The organism is Archangium lipolyticum (assembly GCF_024623785.1).
Lineage (GTDB): Bacteria > Myxococcota > Myxococcia > Myxococcales > Myxococcaceae > Archangium > Archangium lipolyticum.
The window spans coordinates 163,713-182,692 of sequence record NZ_JANKBZ010000017.1; the positions used below are offsets into that span (position 1 = coordinate 163,713).

The 18,980-nt window shown below is 69.2% G+C and carries 12 protein-coding genes; 7 read left to right on the forward strand and 5 right to left on the reverse strand.

What is annotated here, in order from left to right; translation table 11 throughout:
* Window positions 1-11 precede the first annotated feature (11 nt).
* Window positions 12-560: an MmcQ/YjbR family DNA-binding protein gene (locus tag NR810_RS31305; protein ID WP_257458066.1), complete on the reverse strand. Its 549-nt coding sequence runs from the start codon at window positions 558-560 to the stop codon at window positions 12-14.
* Between the two features lie 49 nt (window positions 561-609).
* A complete protein-coding gene (locus NR810_RS31310; RefSeq protein ID WP_407653853.1) occupies window positions 610-1,452 on the reverse strand; it encodes an IF-2 protein in 843 nt (280 codons plus the stop codon).
* Between the two features lie 101 nt (window positions 1,453-1,553).
* Here NR810_RS31310 and NR810_RS52250 point away from each other — a divergent pair, with 101 nt between their 5' ends.
* The 5 genes from NR810_RS52250 to NR810_RS31335 all read left to right on the forward strand — a co-directional run bounded on the left by NR810_RS52250 (window position 1,554) and on the right by NR810_RS31335 (window position 11,304).
* Window positions 1,554-6,125 carry a methyltransferase domain-containing protein gene (locus NR810_RS52250; RefSeq protein ID WP_306818654.1) on the forward strand — a complete coding sequence of 1,524 codons (4,572 nt, stop codon included), beginning with the start codon at window positions 1,554-1,556 and terminating at the stop codon, window positions 6,123-6,125.
* 9 nt (window positions 6,126-6,134) lie between these two features.
* Window positions 6,135-6,989 carry a diaminopimelate epimerase gene (dapF, locus tag NR810_RS31320; protein WP_257458067.1) on the forward strand — a complete coding sequence of 285 codons (855 nt, stop codon included), beginning with the start codon at window positions 6,135-6,137 and terminating at the stop codon, window positions 6,987-6,989.
* 38 nt (window positions 6,990-7,027) lie between these two features.
* A complete protein-coding gene (locus NR810_RS31325; RefSeq protein ID WP_257458068.1) occupies window positions 7,028-8,878 on the forward strand; it encodes a response regulator in 1,851 nt (616 codons plus the stop codon).
* A gap of 17 nt (window positions 8,879-8,895) precedes the next feature.
* The gene (locus NR810_RS31330; RefSeq protein WP_257458069.1) at window positions 8,896-10,386 is read left to right on the forward strand and encodes a DUF4388 domain-containing protein; all 1,491 of its coding nucleotides are present in this window, start codon (window positions 8,896-8,898) and stop codon (window positions 10,384-10,386) included.
* 174 nt (window positions 10,387-10,560) lie between these two features.
* The gene (locus NR810_RS31335; protein ID WP_257458070.1) at window positions 10,561-11,304 is read left to right on the forward strand and encodes a phospholipase D-like domain-containing protein; all 744 of its coding nucleotides are present in this window, start codon (window positions 10,561-10,563) and stop codon (window positions 11,302-11,304) included.
* 153 nt (window positions 11,305-11,457) lie between these two features.
* On the opposite strand, the gene NR810_RS31340 is transcribed toward NR810_RS31335, so the two are convergent.
* On the reverse strand, window positions 11,458-12,030 hold the full coding sequence (locus NR810_RS31340; RefSeq protein WP_257458071.1) for a hypothetical protein: 573 nt from the start codon (window positions 12,028-12,030) through the stop codon (window positions 11,458-11,460).
* A 594-nt stretch (window positions 12,031-12,624) separates the two neighbouring features.
* Between NR810_RS31340 and NR810_RS31345 the strand changes: the two genes are divergently transcribed.
* Both NR810_RS31345 and NR810_RS31350 read left to right on the forward strand, forming a co-directional pair.
* A complete protein-coding gene (locus NR810_RS31345; protein ID WP_257458072.1) occupies window positions 12,625-14,355 on the forward strand; it encodes a serine/threonine protein kinase in 1,731 nt (576 codons plus the stop codon).
* Window positions 14,356-14,462: 107 nt separating this feature from the next.
* Window positions 14,463-15,431 carry a DUF2381 family protein gene (locus tag NR810_RS31350; protein ID WP_257458073.1) on the forward strand — a complete coding sequence of 323 codons (969 nt, stop codon included), beginning with the start codon at window positions 14,463-14,465 and terminating at the stop codon, window positions 15,429-15,431.
* A 14-nt stretch (window positions 15,432-15,445) separates the two neighbouring features.
* On the opposite strand, the gene NR810_RS31355 is transcribed toward NR810_RS31350, so the two are convergent.
* Window positions 15,446-18,445, reverse strand: coding sequence for an ATP-binding protein (locus NR810_RS31355; protein WP_257458074.1), 3,000 nt, complete (start codon window positions 18,443-18,445; stop codon window positions 15,446-15,448).
* A 284-nt stretch (window positions 18,446-18,729) separates the two neighbouring features.
* Window positions 18,730-18,939, reverse strand: coding sequence for a mersacidin/lichenicidin family type 2 lantibiotic (locus NR810_RS31360; protein WP_257458106.1), 210 nt, complete (start codon window positions 18,937-18,939; stop codon window positions 18,730-18,732).
* Window positions 18,940-18,980: the final 41 nt, after the last annotated feature.

Below are 18,980 nucleotides of genomic sequence, written 5' to 3' on the forward strand. Positions count from 1 at the left end.
CCCGGTAGGTCTCAGCTTCGCGAGCGCGAGGAGGTCTTCTTCGCGGCGGTGGAAGTGGAGCGCGAGCGGGCGGGAGCCTTCTTCGCCGCCGTCTTCTTCGTGGCGGGCTTCTTCGTGGCGGCCGGCGTGGACTTCCGGGCCGGCGCGCTCTTGGTCTTGCCGGGAGCAGCCTCCTGCCCACCCTCGAGCAGCGCCGCGAGCTTCTTCGGGGCCACGGCGCGGTAGCTCTCGGCGAGCCACTGGCGCAGCAGCTCGAGCGGGGGCGTGTCGCGCGCGCCGAACAGGGCGGACACCCAGCCGCTCTTGCCGAGCCCGTACCCGGTCGGCGTCGCGAAGGGCATCATCAGCGCCGCGCTGTTCGACTGCGGCAGCTTGACGGAGAGCGACAGTCCCTCGGCCGTGAGCGTCAGGAAGACGAAGGCCTTGCCCTTCACCTTGAGCGTCCGGTGCCCCCAGGGGAAGTCCTCGGTGACCTCCGGGTAGCCCATGCCCGTCTCCCGCAGGGCCATCTCGAAGGGCTCGAGTCTCTTCATCTCGGGGGGGACCGGGGTCATCGTCATGCGGCGTCTCCTCGTGGGGGCCGCAGGTATACCGCACCGGGGAGCGGATTCAGCGTGCCGTGCCCGTCCCCTCGGGGCGCTGCTGCGTCTGGCTGTCGGTGGTCTGTACCCCCTGCTCCTGCCGCGGTGCCGCCGGCGCCGGCTGTGTCCCGGGTGCCTGGGGTTGCGCCGCCTGCTGTCCCTCGGGAGCCGGTGGGGGGATGGGCGTCTCGCCCAGGCTGCCATCCACGGCCCGCAGGGCCTTGTCCAGCGCCTGGGCCGCCGGTCCCACCGTGGTGAGCAGCTGGTTGGCCCGCTGCGTGTTCCGGTTCCGGCTCTCCGCCGCCAGCTTCAGCTGCGCCAGCGCCTCCGCCACGTCCCGGCGCGCCTCCTCCAACTTCTGCCTCGCCTGGAAGAAGGCCACATCCGCCTTCATCGTCTCCAGCGAGTGACGCTGCTCCTGCGTCAGCCCGGAGAGCAGGTCCGCGCGCCGCAGGTAGTACAGGCCCTTCTCCAGCAGGGCCGGATCGTCCGACTGCACCTTCGGCCGCGCCAGCCCCTCCAGCACCGGGAAGAGGGCCCGGTCCAGCTCGTCGCGCTCGGTGAACTTCTGCTCCACCAGGGACGAGACGTCCCGTCCCTCGACGGCGATGGGCGCGTAGGCGTCCGCCAGGCGCGGATCCCCCGGCCGGTAGGGCACCGCTCCGGTGGGCAGCATCCGGCCTTTCATCACCACCACCTGCCCGTTCTCCAGGGCCAGGGTGAAGGTGCGGGCGTTGAGCTGTGAGAGGAGGAAGACCACGGCCCCGCCCAGGGCCAGGATGAGGAGGGTGACGAGCAGGCGGGTGAAGGCGCTCGTGGCCCTGCGGCCGAAGCTCGGTCGTTGCTGCTGCGGGTTCATCATGGGATTCATGTCGCTCGCTCCCCAGACGTCCGGGCGGCGGGGCGATTTCCTGGCCCCAACGCTTTCCTTGGGACAACCGTCCCCAGGGCTATACTCGGACGACCGACCTCATGCATCCCACATTCCGCCGCCTGGGGACCAGCGAGCTGTTGCCCCGGTACATCTTCGCGGAGAGCCTCTTCGCGCGCCGCCGCGTGTTGGAGGTCGACGCCGTCGCGACCACCGGGGGTGAGAGCGCGCGCTTCCTCCTGGAGCGCGGCGCCCGCACCGTGGTGGCCTGCGACGCGGACCTCGCGGCGGTGTCGGCGGCCCAGAAGGCCCATGGTGGCCCCTCGCTGCGCTACCGCGCCAACGTCTACGACGACCTCGAGCCCGGCAGCTTCGACCTGGTGTTCGTGGCGGACCTCGCCCCCTACGTGCGCGCCCCCGCGCTGTTCGCGGAGCTGGCGCGGCTGGTGAGCCGTCAGGGCTTCCTCATCGGCGGCCTGCGCAACACCGCGGGCCTCGCCCTCTGGCAGCTCATGGAGGTGGAGGAGGGCGTACCCCCCACGTACGGGCAGCTGCTCGACGCGCTCTCGCCGCACTTCCCCCACGTGGAGGTGGCCACCCAGGCCCCGGTGCTGGGCTACCAGCTCGCCTTCGAGAAGGGGGATGGCCTCCAGGTGGACGGCACCCTCATCCGCGGTGGCGAGGCCGCCTACTTCGTGGTGATGGCCGGCCAGGAGCCCGCCCGCGTCGTGGACCCCACCTGGGTGCAACTGCCGCCCGAGCCGCTCGCCTTCACCCGCGGGAAGCTGGACGAGGTGGCCCTGCGCGGCAAGGGGTGGGAGGAGCGCGCCAACCGCCTCAAGGAGTCCCTCGGCCGGATGCGCGCGGAGCTCACCGACCGCGAGAACGAGCTGACCCAGCTCAAGCCGGCGCTGGAGATCGCCCGCGACGACGTGGCCCGGCTCACCGCGCAGCTGGAGCAGGCGCGCGGCACCCCCGAGTCCGCCCGCGAGCGCGACGAGCTGTCCTCGCGCCTGCGCCGCACCGAGCTGGAGCTGCAGGTGGCGCAGGAGCGCCTGGCGGACGCGGACCGGCGCCTCACCCAGCAGCGGCTGGAGCTGGAGTCCGCCGAGCGCTCCCGGAAGGAGGCCGATGTCCAGGTCCTGGGCGCGCAGGAGGCGCTGCGGCTGGAGCGCGCCCGCCGCGAGGAGCTGAACACCACCTTGGAGGAGTCGCGCGAGCGCCTCACCCAGGCGTACACCCACCAGCGCGAGCTGCAGGACGAGCTGGCGGGCCTGCGGGTGGAGCGCGAGAAGGATCGGCTCGCGGCCGAGCGCGCCCGGGAGCAGACCGAGGAGCTGCGGCGGCAGGCCGAGGCGGCCCGTGAGCGAGAGCTGCGCATCGCCGAGCAGTACTCGACAGCGCTCGCGGCGGTGGAGCACCTCAAGGAGGAGGTGGCCCGCGTCGAGGAGGCACGCAAGACGGCCGAGGCGCTGCTGCGCTCGCAGGACATGGACCTGGCGCGCATGTCGCGCGAGGTGGAGGACAGCGCCCGGCGCGTGTCGTCCGCGGAGGCGGGCCGGAGGGAGGCGGAGCTGGCCCTCACCGCGCGCGAGGCCGAGTGGCGCGGGCTGGACACGGAGCTGACGGCGGCGCGGGCCACGATGGAGCAGCTCACCGCCGAGGTGGAGTCTCGCACGCGCGCCGAGGCCAATGCCCGTGGGGTGGCGGCGCAGCTCGAGCAGGCCCTGCACGAGCTCCAGGCGCGCCTGGAGGACAGTGATCGCGCCGTGGCGGAGCTGTCGGCGGCGAACGAGGAGGAGCGCCGGCTCGCGGAGGAGCGGCTGTCCCAGGCGGTCGCCGAGGAGCGGGCGAGGACGGAGCGGGCCGAGGCCGAGGCCGCGCGGGAGCTGGCCGCGCGCGAGGCCCAGGAGCTCCGCGCCGAGGGACTCGAGAACCAGGTGCGGGTGGAGGTGGCCGCCCGCGAGGAGGCGGCGCGCGAGCTCGCCGGCCTACAGGCCCAGAAGCAGGCGTGGGCCGATGAGCGAGGCGTCCTGCGGCGGCGCGTGGTGGAGGTCGAGGCGACGCTCGCGGAGCTGGAGCGGGTGCGGACCTCGGACGTGGAGGCGATCTCCCGGCTGGACGCGGCGCTGAAGGCGACGCAGGGCTCCATCACGGTGGAGCAGCAGGCGCGGGTCGAGGCCGACGAGGCGCGCGAGCAGGCGCGGGCGGAGCTCGAGGAGGAGCGCCAGCAGCGGGCCCTGGTGGAAGAGGCCCTGACGCGGGCCCAGGCCGGGCTCGAAGCGGAGCAGCGGCGGCTGGAGGAGTTCCGGGAGGCGAGCGCGAGGCTCCAGGCCGGACTCGACGCGGAGCGGCAGCTGCGCATCCAGTCGAACGAGGAGAGCGCGCGGTTCCAGGAAGAGCTCGGGGAGGAGCGCCAGCAGCGGGCCCGGATGGAAGAGGCCCTGACGCGCGCTCGGGCCTCGCTCGAGACGGAGCGCGAGCAGCGGGCCGGGCTCGAAGCCTCGCTGGCCGAGGTCCGCGCCGAGCTCGACGCCGCGCGAGAGGAGCACGGACAGTCGGAGGAAGTCTCCGGACAGGTGCGCGCGGAGCTCGAGGCCGAGCGGCAACAGCGGGCCGAGGCCGAGGAGTCGCTCGCGGCCATCCGTGCGGAGCTGGAGTCGGAGCGCGAGGGCAGGGAGCGGACCGAGGAGTCGCTGGGGCTCGCCCGGACGGAGCGCGACACCGAGCGGCAACAGCGGGCCGAGGTCGAGGCTCTGTTGTCCCGCGTGCGCGCCGAGCTGGAATCGGAGCGTGAGGCTCATACCGAGGCGGAGATCGCGCTCGCGGAGCTGCGCCCGCTGCTGGCCCAGGTACGTGCCGAGGCGGAGTCCTGGAAGCAGGGGCGCGAGGAGGCGGAGAGCGCGCTCTCGGAGACCCGGCGCGAGCTGGAGTCCGAGCGCTCCGGCCGCGAGACGCTGGAGCGAGCCCTGTCCGATGCACGCGCGGATCTGGAGTCCGCCCGGTCCGGCGCGGACGAGCGCGAGCGGGCCCGGATCTCGGAGCTGGAGACGGTCCGGCGCGAGGCGGAGGAGCTGAGCACCGACCTGACGGAGCAGCTGCGGCTCGTCGAGGAGCTTCGGGCGGGCTTGGAGCGGGAGCGCGGCACGTCCAGGTCCCTCCAGGAGGAGCTCGAGCGCCTGCGGTCCGAGCACGAGGCCTCGTCCCACCGTGCCTCCGGCCTGGACTCGCGGACCCACGAGCTGGAGGAGAAGCTGGCGGAGGCCGAGGCCCGGCTCACGGAGGCCCGGGCGCGCGAGGAGTCCATCACCGCGGAGCGCGATGCCCGCAAGCGCGATGCCGTGGAGGTCCGGGTGGAGTTGGAGGGACTCCGGGACGACCTCGCGAGGAAGGAACAGGAGCTGGCGGCGCTGCGGGCCCAGGTGGCGCAGCTCGATGCCGCCCGTTACCAGGCGCAGCAGGCCTCGATGGCGCTCCAACAGGCGCACATGGGGCTGAGGGACAGGGACCAGCACATCGCGCACCTTCAGAAGGAGGTGGCCGAGGTCCGGGCCCGGCTCGGCGCGGAGCACGAGCAGACGGAGCTGCTCACCATGCAGCTCGAGTCGGCGCGGCGCATCGCGGGCAAGGCGCCCTCGCTGGAGTCGGCCCTGGCGGAGGAGCGCGCGGCGCTGGAAGCCGCCCGGAGCGCGCTGGGAACGGCCCAGGGAGAGCTGGAGACCGCCCGGAGCGCGCTGGACGACGCCCGTGGCGAGCTGGAGAAGGAGCGCGAGAAGGTCGAGGCCGCGCGCACCGAGCTCGACGACGTCCGCTCGGAGCTGCTCCGGGCCCACGCGGCCTCGGCGGTGGAGCGGGATCGGGCCTCGGCGGTGGAGCGCTCGGCGAGCGAGCTCGAGAACCGTCTGGCGGAGGCCACCGCGGAGCTGGAGGCCGCGAAGGAGCAGGTGGCCGAGCTGGAGGCCACGAGGGAGAAGCTGGTGGAGCTGGAGGCCCGCGCGAGCGAGGCCGAGCGGCAGGCTCGGGAGCGCGAGTCGTCCACGCAGTCGGTGCAGGAGCAGATCGCGAAGCTGGAGACGGAGAAGGCGGGGCTCGTATCCGAGCGCGAGCGGCTCAGCTCGGAGCTGACGGTGGCGCGCGCGGCCCGCATCCGGCTGGAGGGCCGGATAACGGCGCTGGAGGCGGCCTCCGCCGAGGCGGTGAAGTTCCTCGACACCGAGCGCTCCGAGAAGGCGAAGCAGGCGCAGGCGGCCGAGGCGCTCAACGCGCGCATCCAGGTGCTGGAGGCCGACAAGACCGCGCTGAAGGAGAAGATCCAGCAACTCCAGGCGCGCCAGCCGCCCTCGGACTCGGAGGCCGTGCTGGAGCTGTCCGCGGAGGTGGAGCGGTTGCAGAGCGATATCGAGACCTTGCAGGCCACCCTGGGCGAGCGCGACGCGCAAATCGCGGAGCAGAAGCGACTCCTGGAAGGCAAGGAATCCGAGCTGGCGGGCCTGCGGCGCATGTCCGCGAAGATGGGCTCCAACTCGGTCCAGGACATCTATGCGCGAGCCAACGCTGAGCTGAACGCGGTGAAGAATGAGTTGCTTCGCCGCCCCAAGGCGGGCACACCCACCTCAGCGCCCCCGTCGCCCGAAGCGGCTCCCGCCGCCCGGAAACCCGACGAGCAGGGCTGAAGCGGTCCCATGAGCACTTCGGCAGAGTTCTTCTTCAAGTACCAAGGCCTCGGCAACGACTTCATCGTGTTGGACCGCCGCAAGACCGGGGTGGACATCGACGCGGAGGCCTCGCGGCTGCTGTGCGACCGGCGCCTGGGCATTGGCGCGGACGGCGTCCTGTCCCTGCTGCCCTCGGAGACGGGATTCGCGCGGATGGTGGTGCACAACGCCGACGGCAGCATCGCGGAGATGTGCGGCAACGGCCTGCGGTGCGCGGTGAAGTACCTCGTGGACCACTCCGGCGAGAAGCCCGAGCGCATCGACGTGGAGACCGGGGCGGGGGTGCTCGTGTGCTCGCCGGGCTACGGCTCGGATGGCGTGGCGCTGGTGGACATCTCCATGGGGCCCGCGCGGCTCGTCGCGCCCAACCTGCCCTCGGGAGCCACCGGCCAGCCGTTCCTCGACGCGCCCGTGCCCGGCCACTCCGGGCTGCGCGGCTACGCCGTCAGCATGGGCAATCCTCACCTCGTCCTGCTCGACCAGCCCTTGGAGGATGCCAGCCGTCTGGGCCCCGCGCTCGAGCGGCACCCTGGCTTTCCGGACCGGACCAACGTCGAGTTCGTCCGCGTGGACCCGGATGGCCTGACGGTCGTGGTGTGGGAGCGGGGCTGTGGCCTCACCCAGGCCTGCGGCACCGGGGCCTGCGCGGCGGCCACAGCGGCGGTGCTCGCCCAGCGGCTCCCGGCGGATACCTGGTCGAGGGTCAGCCTGCCGGGCGGGGACCTGCACATCCGGGTGCCCTCGGATCTGTCGGACATCCGCCTCCGGGGGCCCGTCGCCTTCGTCTTCACGGGCGTTGTCCCGGATCTCCCGGGCCGGTAACCTCCTCTTTCCCTTTCCCACCCGTCGAGTCCCCCGCCGTGGCTGGCCCCATCCTCGTCGTCGACGACGACAACTTCTTCCGGCAGCTCGCTTCCGACATGCTCTCCCGGAGGGGCTACCGCGTCGTCACCGTGGACAGCGCCGCCCGGGCCCTGGAGGAGGTGGGGCGTACCTCCTTTGAGCTCGTCATCACCGACGTGGTGATGCCCGGGATGGACGGCTTCGCCCTCACCACGAAGTTGCGCGAGCGCGACCCCGAGCAGGAGGTCATCCTCGTCAGCCAGCGCACGGACGTGAAGGGCTCGACCATGGCCCTGCGCGCGGGGGTGGCCGACTGTCTCACCAAGCCCATCGAGGAGGCGGATCTGCAACTGGCCGTCGAGCGAGCCATGGAGCGCGCCCAGCTGCGCCACGAGCGCACCCAGCTCCAGACCGAGAACCTGGAGTTCGCGCGCTACCAGAACCTCCACCAGCGCTGCCTGGAGTTCCTGTCGCAGCCGGACCTCGAGTGGCTCCAGGAGCGCGTGGCCGCCGAGCTCGCCTCCGTTTGCGATGCCCAGAGCGCCGCGTTGTGGATCGCCGATGACCGGGGGCACCTGGTCCTGCGCGCCTACCGGGGCCTGCTGGACAGACAGTTCCTCGCGGATCGCATGAGCCCGGATGGGCCGCTCGGCAACCGCCTGCGCGAGGCCATGCCGTGGATCGCCCGCGACGAGCGCTCGCCGGTGCTCTACGTCCCGTTCGTCATCAGCGGGGAGATCATGGGCCTGGCGCAGCTGTCGGACCCGCTCGCCGGGGACTTCCGCACCGAGCACGTGCGCTACGCGAAGATTCTCGGTGACTCGGCGGCGGTGGGCATCAAGAACGGCCGCCGGGTGCAGGCGCTGCAGCGGTTGGGCCTGAGGGACCGGGACACCGCCGCCTACAACCTCAGCTACTTCACGGACTACGCCTCCAAGGAGATCTACAAGGCGCGGCGCTACGGGCGGACGTTCTCGCTGCTGACGTTCTCCGTGGACAACCTGCCGCTGGTGCGGATGCGCCTGGGGATGGCGGACGCGAAGCTGGCGGTGCGCGGCATCATCAAGGCGTTCTCGCGAATCGTGCGGGACTCGGACGTCATCGCCAAGGCGAGCGACCAGGAGTTCTACCTGCTGCTGCCGGAGACGGACTTCTTCGGCGCGATGATGTTCGTGCGGCGGGCGTTGGACGCGGTGCGCGCGGAGCCGGAGGCGCAGGAGGTGGAGGCGCGCCTGCCGCTGGCGCTGGTGGGCGGGGCGAGCACCTTCCCCAAGGACGGCGAGGACTTCGACGAGCTGGTGCACCGCTGCCGCCGCCGGATGGAGGAGCGCCGCTGCTCGCTGCAGCGCAAGCTGATGCTGGACACGCTGCCCTTCTGGGACGAGGTGGACCTGCTGCTCGGCAACGCCTCCAGCCCGAAGCTGCCGGTGGAGGAGAGCGCGGAGCCCTCGCGGCGGGGGAAGGTGTCGGACGTGCTCTTCGACGAGCTCCAGGCGGAGATCGCCCGCGAGCTGGTGCGAGACCCGAGCTCGCGCGGGCTGCTGTACGTGGGAGGCCCGGAGATCCGCGCGGATCTGCCCATCGCGCTGGGGTTGGAGTCGGCGCCAGCGGACATGTCCTCGCGGGTGTACCTGCTGGGGCGGCGGGGAGACCTGGAGTCGCACCCGGCGCTCACGCCGGTCTTCCTGGAGGGAGATGAGCGCATGAGCCGGCACGAGTTCATCCTCTGGCTGTCGGAGAACGCGGCGTACGCGCTCATCCAGCGCCGGGGGCTCGGAGCGACGTGGGGATTCCACTCGTCGGACACCTCGGTGGTGGACGGACTCATCACCCGCTTGCAGTCCGAGTACGACCTGCAGCCGTACTGACCCGGTAGGGAGCGCCCATGGCCCAGGTTCGAAAGATCCTCATCGCCGATCCCGACCTCGAGTCGGTCCGCCCGCTGTCGAGGGCGCTGCGCACCAAGGGGTACCAGGTGCACTACGCGCCGGACGGCTCGAGGGCGCTGGAGGTGTCGGTGCTGCGGCACCCGGACCTCATCCTGTTCGACGAGGCGTGCCGGCTGCTGGACGCGCGCACCTTCATCAACATCCTGCGCACGAACCCGCGGACGGATGACATCCCCGTGGTGGTGTCCACCGGCCAGTTCGAGGCGGACCGGATGCGGGGCCTGCGCGACGGCTTCCTGCGCAAGCCCTTCAACATCGACGAGGTGCTCTCGCGCATCGAGCACGTCTTCCGCCGCAACGAGGCGGCGAAGGACCTCAAGAGCGAGGCGCAGGAGATCGAAGGCTCGCTGAGCCAGCTGAGCATTCCGGATCTGATGCAGATCCTCGGGATGAACAAGCGCAGCGGGAAGCTGACGCTGGAGCGGGGCAACGAGCGAGGGGAGATCGTGGTGGTGGAGGGCCGCCCGGCGAACGCGAGGGTGGGGCGGGCCGAGGGAGAGAAGGCGCTCTTCCGGCTGTTGGTGTGGTCGGAGGGGACGTTCACCTTCGCGCCGGGAGGAAACAGTGGGAAGGCGCGAATCCAGCGGGCGATGGACGACGCGCTGCTGGAGGCGATGCGGCAGGCGGACGAGGTGAACCGGCTGTTGCCGGGGCTGCCGCCGCGCAACACGAGGCTGGTGCTCGCGCCGGAGGCGGACCTGACGAAGGATCAGCACCCGGTGACGGCGCAGGTGGTGGAGCTGCTGCGCCAGCCGAGGGCGCTGGGCGAGGTATTGGACCTGGCGCCGGCCACGGACCTGGAAGTGGTGGGCGTGCTGCACACGCTGCTGCAGAAGGGCGTGGCCCGCATGGCGGAGGGCGAGCGGGACGAGGGCGGACCGCTGATGGGCCCCGCCGAGCTGCACGCGCTGCGCGGACGCATTCTTCGGGGCAAGGGCCCCACGAGAGAGGCGACGGCGAAGGTCTTCGTCTGCGGCAGTGGCCCGTCGGTGGCACGGCGGTTGTTGTCGCAGTTGCCGGACATCGCGGCGGTGGCGGCCGAGCCCACGGCGGTGAAGAGCGGCTTCGGCACGCTGGGGCGGTTGGACCTGAACGAGCTGTTGCACCTGGACTTCTGCGTGCTGCCACCGGCGGAGGCGGCGAGGCCGTTGTGGAGGCCCTTCAGCGCGGGAGGGGTAGGGGCGCTGCTGTTCGACACGTCGGAAGCGGCGGTGAAGCTGGCGTACTTCCTGGCCTGGGACATCCGGATGCCGGTGGTGGTGGTGGGCCATCCGGTACCCGCGGAGCTCCAGGGGGCTCCAGCGGGAGCGGCGAGCGTGGGGGAGGACCTCACCGAGGCCGTGCGCAGCCTGCTCATCCTCGCGCTCAACCCGGCGCCGATGCTGCCCGGCGTGCCGCAGCAGGTGTCGCGCACCGTCTCCGCGTAGGTTCCCTTCCGCAGGGGGCAGGCTCGACCGCAGCGCTGTGTGGAGCGACTGAGCGCCAAGATTCGATCAATCTCTACGCAGCAATGCATGTTCGAAGAGCCGTCCGACACTTGGTGCAGGGGTAAACTCAAGTGCTTGAGATTGCAAACAGGGATGTTCGAACATGGTGACAACGTGAACCTGACCCTACTGAACACCGACGAAACCATTAGCCGGCTTGTCTCGCTCATCAAGAACGCGCGTAAGCAGGTGTTGCTCGTTTCTCCCTATGTCACGCTGGGAGGAGAGGACCGGATCGGGCAGGCCATACGAGCCGCGTTGAACAACAAGGTTTCTGTGACTCTGTTCTTCCGGCTCGATGACGACCTACAGTCTTTCACCCGGACCTTTGGTGAATACCTTCAGGAACTCGTCGCGCGGGGCTTGAAGTTCTTTTTGCTCCCGAAGCTTCATGCCAAGCTGTACTGGTCGGAGTCCGAGGTCATCATCTCCTCGTTGAACCTGCTGTCTTCCTCGTTTCTCTCCAGCATCGAGGTGGGGCTTTGGTCGCAGGACCCTGCGGACGTGGCCCAGGTGCGGAAATTCATCAGCCAGGAGATCGAGCCGCACATATTATCTCGCGAGGACATCCAGAAACGCTTTGGCGGCAAGACCAGTGGAGACACTCGCTCCGCCAGAAGTGCCAAGCAGGTGGATCGCTCTCGCTCTCCGCCTGGAATGGATGGGTTCTGCATCCGGTGCGCCATGGCCATCGAACTCAACCCAGACAAGCCATACTGCTGGGACGACTTCCAGAAGTGGGCCGAGTACGAGAACGCGGATTACGAAGACAGCTTCTGTCATGGCTGCGGCAAGGAGTTCACAGCCACCATGAACAAACCGCTGTGCCGGAGTTGTTACCGGAAAATGACAAGCTGAGAGGGTGTTGAATAGGAACAATCAGGCAGGGCGGCGGAGCATGAGCCGCATCATGCCCAGATGGATGAATGCTTCGGAGGACTCCTTGCGCGATTGAGTCAGCCAAAGGTGGGGTTGCCCTGGTTATGTGGCTCTACCGTAGCTACCGAACACTCACTCCCCCTGAGGTGCATCGGGTGGCAGCTCGTAACCCCTGACCATGGACAGAGGGTAGAGGGCCCGGTGGCCGATATTGGGATGATACACCGCGAGGTAGATCTCACCTGCGACTGACACCCACGTCCATCTGGCTGGCTCGGCTTGTGCCGTCAGCCAATCTTCTGCTTCCTCGAGGCTGGCGAAAGACGCGGTGGCGATGGGCGGCTCCTCCTGTTGGAACTCCGCGAGGTAGTACTCGAGACTGCGGCTGTGCGGCAGGCGACGGGCGTTCGTTTCACGGTCATGGATCACCTCGTAATAGCCGTTCGCAATCAGCACCTGGGCGAAGTCGGGAGGACTGGGGTGAGTCCTGAGCCAGGCTTCCGCCTCCTCTCTCGTATCGAAAGAGGCAATGACATAAGGCGGTGCACCGGCCTCGACGTGCTCGAGATACTCACTGAAGGCTTTGTGCTGTCCGGTCGAATCAATGAAATGGAGTGCATCGAGATGGACCTGGAGCCGCTCCTTCTCTTCGGCGGAATCGGTCTCATCACGAAGCTTCGTGAAGAAGCCCACCGTTTTGTTCATGCGTTCTTCGAGACTCAAGATGCCATCTCGAGGTGGCTCAACGGTGTCGGCTGTGCGGTGTTGGGAGATAGACGCTGTCGAGGGCGTATGAACGCCAGAGGGGATGGCTCTGCGGAAGTCCGCGAAGTGATACCGTTGGCCGGTAGAGAAAACGAAGCGGACCGCATCTCGCGCGAGCCCCAGAATGCGCGCCCGTTCAGGTGACTGTGTCTCGCTCCAGAGCTTTCCAACCAACTCGTATGAATCTGAAAGAAGGGTGGAGGATGTCATGGCTCCACCACCGCGATTGGGGGTTGGGAAGGAACACCAGGGAACACTACGGCGTCTCCTTGATGACGAATTTCAGGTGGGAAAGTTCCTGGACGATCGTAGGGGAGGGGAGCGAAGACCGGGTCGTACTCCAAGAAAAGAGCAGAAGGCCGAGGCTCATGACCAGGAGTCGCTGAGGAGTCGGAGCTGTTCTGACGTGTAGGGGTATCGCGAAGGCGGTGTTTCTGGAGCGGCACTCCCCGAGCATAACCTGCTAAGTTGAGGTTCTGGGAGGTAGTCCCATGACCTCACATCTGCATTCCCCTGTTCCAGAGACCTCCGGCCATGAGTGCGCTCGACATGCCGCCACTGCCGCCCGGCACGCTCATCGCGGGTGACGTGGTGGAGGCCGTGCTGGGCGCGGGCGGCTTCGGCACCGTGTACCAGGTGCGTGGCCCCCAAGGACACCGCTCCGCCCTCAAGATGATTCCGCTGGAGAAGGGCGAGGATAGAGCCTGGCGCGAGGCCCTCATCGGCTCGCGCCTGCACCACCCCAACCTGGCGCGGGTGCTGGGCGCGGGCAGCTGGCCCGACAAGGACCCCCGCTTCGTCTTCGTGAAGCAGGAGCTGGTGGACGGAGTGAGGCTGGACGTCTGGGCGCGCGAGCACGCCGTGGACACGCACCAGGTGGTGGACAGGGTGCTGGAGGTGTCACGGGCCCTGGCGGTGGTGCACGAGGCCAGGGTGGTGCACCGGGACGTGAAGGAGGCCAACATCCTGGTGCGCAAGAGTGACGGGCAGGCGGTGCTGGTGGACTTCGGGGTGGGCTACTACGAGGGGGCGCCCACCCTCACCGAGGGACTGTTTCCCCCGGGCACGCCCCGCTACCGCAGCCCCGAGGCGTGGCGCTTCGGCCGGGAGAACCAGGACGTGCAGGGGGCGCACTACCGGGCCGGGGTGGGAGATGACCTGTACGCGCTGGGAGTCGTCTTCTACCGGCTGCTGACGGGGAGAGACCCCTTCCTGCTGGGCGAGCGCGGAGGCGTGGACGTGGAGGCCGTGTTGCACCAGGCGCCGCTGCCGCCGCACCTCGTCAACCCGCGCGTCCCCCTGGCCGTGGAAGCGGTGTGCCTGCGGCTTCTGGAGAAGAAGCCCGAGGATCGCTACCCGGGCGCGGTGGCGTTGTGCACTGCATTGGAGACACTGAGGGCCTGGCCGGACGAGTCCTGGAAGGTGCCACTGCGCGGTGGGGCGCGTGCGGCCGGCAAGGACAAACGGTGGGCACGCGTGCGGCGTGTGGCTCCCTGGGCGGGTGTGGGCTTGGGGTTGATGATGCTGGGCGGCGCATGGCTCGCCGGCTTCTCACCCATCGCGTCGCCCGCCGGGTCTCCAACGCGGAAGGCCGGTGTTGGCCAGGAAGTGGCGCCCTCGGAGTCACCGCCGGAATCTGCACGGGCCGCGACTCCGCCGCCGGTGGAGCCTCCCCTCGCGGCCGCCGCTTCGCCCGCGGCGTCCGGAAAGGACACAGCTCCCGTGAAGAAGCAGCAGAAGCAGAGGACGAACGGCCCTCAGCGTGAAACGCAGTCCAGCGCGGGGGCCGTGGCGCGCAACGTGTGTCTGGGTCTGACGGGAGCCGCCCTGCAGGCCTGTCTCGGTGCGCAGCAGCAGGTGCCGCCGGTGCGCCCGATGCCTCCACCCCAGGAGTGCCCTGCCGGTGCCGTGGAGACCATGACCCGTACGCTCGGCCTCGACATCGGAGATGCCACCAGCGGTGACTTTTCCGATGTGCGGGGCAGAGCCATTCCCGTGCGCGAGGACACCCCGTTTCGAGTGATCGGTCTCTGGGGGGAAAAGCTGCCGCACATGACCGTCCTCTACGGGCGCCTCTACTTCGGAGAGAATCGCGTGTACGGCCTCTTCACCGAGGCCCGCACGCCCACCGGGGAGACCTACGAGGTCTGCCTACGACTGGGCTACCGCGGCGAGCCCGGCACGCGCATCTACCCCGGCAGCACGCCGGAGAACATACTGGTCAGTCCCATCGCGGAGGTGGAGGTCGTGGACCACTTCGAATAGACCGACGGAGTATCTGTCGATAGCGGCCGCCGTGCACTACCGGGCGGGAGGTGTGGTAGAGGCCCACTTTTCCGGTCTCATCCACATCCCTGGAGGTTCCCCGCACCGTGTTCGCCCTGTCCTCCGCCGCCGTCCTGGGGTTCGTCCTGCTCACCGTCCCCGCTGAGGCCGCCACAAGAACCCCGCTCCCCGACTGTGAGACGGGCACGCGCAACATCGAGATGCAAGCGGATGCTCCAGACAGTCGCCTGGAGGTGTGCATCCACCCGGAACTGTCCACCAGCCTGTTCTTCGACTCGAAGCTGGCGCGTGTGGAACTGGCCTCTCGGGAGCGGTTCCGGGTGATAGAGGGGGAACTCGGCGTCACTCTCGTCCCCACGGAGGCGCTTCGCGATGGGGAGCGTGTTCCGGTAACAGTCCACTTCCAGGACGGTGCGGCCCCGGCGAGCGTCACCTTCCAACTGGTGGTGCACCCCTCCGAGGCCGAACGGCAGGTGGAGGTGACACGCCACCCGCGCACACTGGCCTCCTACCGGAAGGGCGAGCAGCAGGCACGGGCGGAAGCTCGACAGTGCCGGGAGGGCATGGCTCGCCTCCAGGCTGAGTGCGGCGGGCAGGTGGGACTCACGGGCCTCATCGCCCAGGGACGCATGGGCGAAGGGGGCGTTGCCTATAGAGATCTAGGCGTCGGCGTCACCTCGCGTCCAGGCAACACCGTCACCAGCGCGTACGCGAGCAGTTACCGCTCCGACACCTACCACGAGGGCGAGAAAACCGGCATGGTGCGGCTGGCCGTGAAACAGGAATTGGCAAACACCGGCAAGACGCCCTGGACGCCCGCCGGTGCGGCGCTGGTGGGCCCCAAGCGCAAGGAATTGAAGGCGCTCGGTGTCTGGCCATGGGAGTCCATTCCTCCGGGGCAGAAGCGCCAGGTCGTGGTGGAGGTGGAGGCGGCGGAGAGCGAGGCACGGGGCACCTTCACGCTCGAACTGAGGGGCCAGGAAGATCCAGCCCGGATCGAGCGCTTCGACGGCGTCACGTTCCCCTCCCACGGGAGCGCTGATGCACTCCGGTAGTAATGTCGCCCCGACTACGGAGCCCGGCTCTCCGGTCGCGCCGTGGCGGCGGCGAGTGGCAACTCCAGGGTGAAGGTGGCGCCTCCACCGGGGGTGGGGAGGACCCGGATGTGCCCGGAGTGTGCCTCCACCACCTGCCGGGCGATCCACAACCCCAGGCCGAACCCGCCGTAATGGCGTGAGGAGACAGCGCGCTCGAACCGCTCGAAGATGCGGGCGCGGTCTTGCGGAGCGATGCCGATGCCATGGTCCGCCACTGTTACCCTGGCGGTGCCTCCCTGCACTCCGAGGCTCACCTCCACGGGCCTGCCTGGTCCGAACTTCACCGCATTGGACAGCAGGTTCCTGATGACCTGGCTGATATACGAAGGGTCGCACCTCGCCACGATGGCGGTATTCCCCTGGAAGGTGAGGGGGCTGCCAGCTCGTGCAGCCTCGTCCCTCATGGCCTCGACCGCCTCGGTCACGAGCTCCCTCAAATCCACTTCGCGCAGGTACAGGTGGAGCTGGCCGGTGTTGATCCTCGACACATCCAGGAGCGTCTCGACCAGCGAGGCCAGGCTCTGCACGGTCCGGCCGGCCGTCTCGAGCCGCGCTCCGACGCGCGCCCGGCTCTCCTCGCTCAAGCCTCGCCCCACGAGCTCCAATTGGAGGCGGAAGCGGGTCAGGGGTGTCTTCAGCTCGTGGCTGGCCACGGAGAGGAATTCGTCCCGGGCCTGAATGGCTTCCCGGAGGTTGGCCTCGAGCGCCTCGCGGCGGAAGAGCTCCCGGCGCATCTTCGAGAGCTCGAGGTTGGAGCGTACTCGCGCGACCAGCTCCCGGGCGGAGAACGGCTTCGAGAGGTAGTCATCCGCTCCCGCATCGAGCCCGCCCACGGCGGCTTCGGGACCCGCCTGGGCGGACAGCAGGATGATGGGGATGGCGCGCAGGTCCGGTTCCGTGCGGAGCCGTTGGACCAGCCCCAGCCCGTCCAGGCCCGGCATCATCACGTCGGTGACGATGACGTCCGGGCGTTGCTCGCGCGCGGCCTCGAGCGCGGCGAGTCCGTCCGCCGCCCTCTGGGTCTGGAAATGGGGAGCGAGGACACGCCGCAGGTAGTCGCGCATGTCCGCGTTGTCGTCGACGATGAGCACCAGGCCGGAGGGGTTTTCCACCCTGGGGGGGGAGGGGCCTGGGGTCTGGGACGCGCGGAGAGGCTCTTCCTTCTCGCCTTCGGGCAACCACCGGAGCGCCTCCTGAACGTGGCTCCCGGCGCCTGTCGCGGTGGAAGCCAGCGGCTTCTCCTGGAGCTTCTCCTTCGGGAGATGCGCCGAACCACGCGGGATGGACACCGTGAACCGGGAGCCCCGGCCCACCTGACTCTCGACCGCGATGGTCCCTCCGTGGAGCTTGACCAGCTCCTTCACGAGGGCCAGCCCGATGCCGCTCCCCTCGAAGGAGCGGGAGCGTGCTCCTCGCACGCGGTGGAACCGCTCGAAGAGGTGGGGCAGCTCGTTGGCTGGAATGCCCGTCCCCGTGTCCTCCACCTCGAGGACGGCGTGCCGCGCCGTCTCACGCAGCCGCACGGTGACGCCGCCCTCGAAGGTGTACTTGAAGGCATTCGACACCAGGTTGAGGACGATCATTTCCCACATGTCCCGGTCGACGTAGAGCGGCTCGGACAGGGGCGGGCAGTCCACGACGAGACCCAGCCCGGCGCGGTCCGTGGCGGACCGGAAGCTGCTGGCCAACTCCGCTGTCAGGGTGTCGAGCGCGGTGGGCGCGTAGTGAGCATCGGCGCGTCCCGCCTCGATGCGCGAGAAGTCGAGGAAGTTGTTCACGAGCCGCAGCAGGCGCTCACCGTTGCGAATGACGACCTCGAGGGCCTCACCTCGGAGCGCCTTCTCCGGGGATGCTCGCGCGTCCTTGAGCGGCCCGAGCATCAGGGTCAGGGGGGTTCGGAGCTCATGTGACACATTGCTGAAGAAGGTCGTCTTGGCCCGATCCAGCTCCATCAAGGTCTCGGCGCGCCGGCGTTCCTCCTCGTAGGAGCGGGCACTCGCCACCGCGACGGCGATCTGCCCCGCGGCCAGCTCGAAGAAGGTCCGGTAGCGCGCGTCGAGGGGCCGGCGTGGACTCGTGCCCGCGACGAGAAAGCCATGGGGGCACTTCTGCTCCCCGCGGGAAATGGGCAACACCAGCACGGTCCGTGTGGGCTCGGGCCAGACACCTCCTGGCAGGGCGCCGAGCTGCCGCGGCAACTCCGTGACGAGCTCCGTGGAGCAACTTCGCGCGACCTTCGCCAGGGGCCAGAGTGCGTTCTCGTCGCTCAACGAAATCTCGGCGGGGCTCAGGGACTGGCCCTCCTGGAGTCCCGAGGTACTCACGAGCCGCGCGTGTGTCGACTCCTCCGCCGTCAGATAGAGCGCCGAGAACGTGATGTCCGCGGTGTTGTTGCTCATCGAGCGGGCGCTCGCGGCACATGCTTCCTCCACGGTCTTCGCGCCCAGAGCGGCTTCTCCCAGCTCACGCAAGGTCCGCAGCCGGCGCTCGGTGATGACGTGTTCCGTGGTCTCGTTTCCCGAGCAGAAGATTCCGCGGATCTTCCCCTCGTCGTCACTCAGGGGGGCGAACGAGAAGGTGAAATAGGTCTCCTCCTGGAACCCTCTGCGATGGAGCTGGAGCGGCAGGTCCTCCGACCACGATGCGACTCCCGTGGAGACCACCCCCTTGAGCAGGGGTTCCAGATTACTCCAGACCTCCGGCCAGACCTCGCGAAAGGGTTTGCCCATCGCCGAGGGGTGCTTCATTCCCAGAATGGAGGTGTACCCATGGTTGTAGACCAGTACGAACTCCGGCCCCCACAAGACGAGGGTGGGGAAGCGTTGGCTGAGGCAGATGCTGACGGCGGTGCGGAGGAGCGGCGGCCATTGGTGCTCGGGACCGAGCGTCGTCCGCGCCCATTCCAGGTTCTGGAGGAGCGAGCTCATCTCGCCACCCCGGGCGAAGAGATTGGCGGAAGGATCGCTGCTCATGCGAGGGCTGCTCCATCGGACTGGTGGGTTGCGCGGCTGGCCTCACGGCGGATGACGAGTCGCACCCTGTGCTCAAGGTTGGGTCTCGCACCGGCGTCCGCCACCGGGGAGGTCTCCTGGCAGCCTTGGTGACTGGATGTTTCGAGCCCGGCACCCGCGAGCCTCGCGGACGGGCACGGGGGGGCCTGCTCGTCTCCATCCCCAGCGAGGTAGGCGTGGAGCGATAAAAAAGGGGAACCGCCGTCGAGAGGCGATTCCCCAGGGGTCCCGTCAGGGACCGGGAATCAGTAGCAGTACTTCGGCGGACACGGCGTGCAGTACGCCGAGGTGGGCTCGCCCGTGATGCCGCCACCGCTCACGTTGCTCAGGGCACTCTCGTCCAGCTCGAGCAGCGCGGCCGGGTTGGAGGGCAGCGCGGCGCGCTCCTCGGCGGACAGGCTGTTGAAGTACTCGGCATCGCGCCAGGCGCGGAGGATGTGCTCCTTGTTGGACATGCTCATGGGGGTGCTCCTCTGTTGAGGGTTGGGGGTGGTAG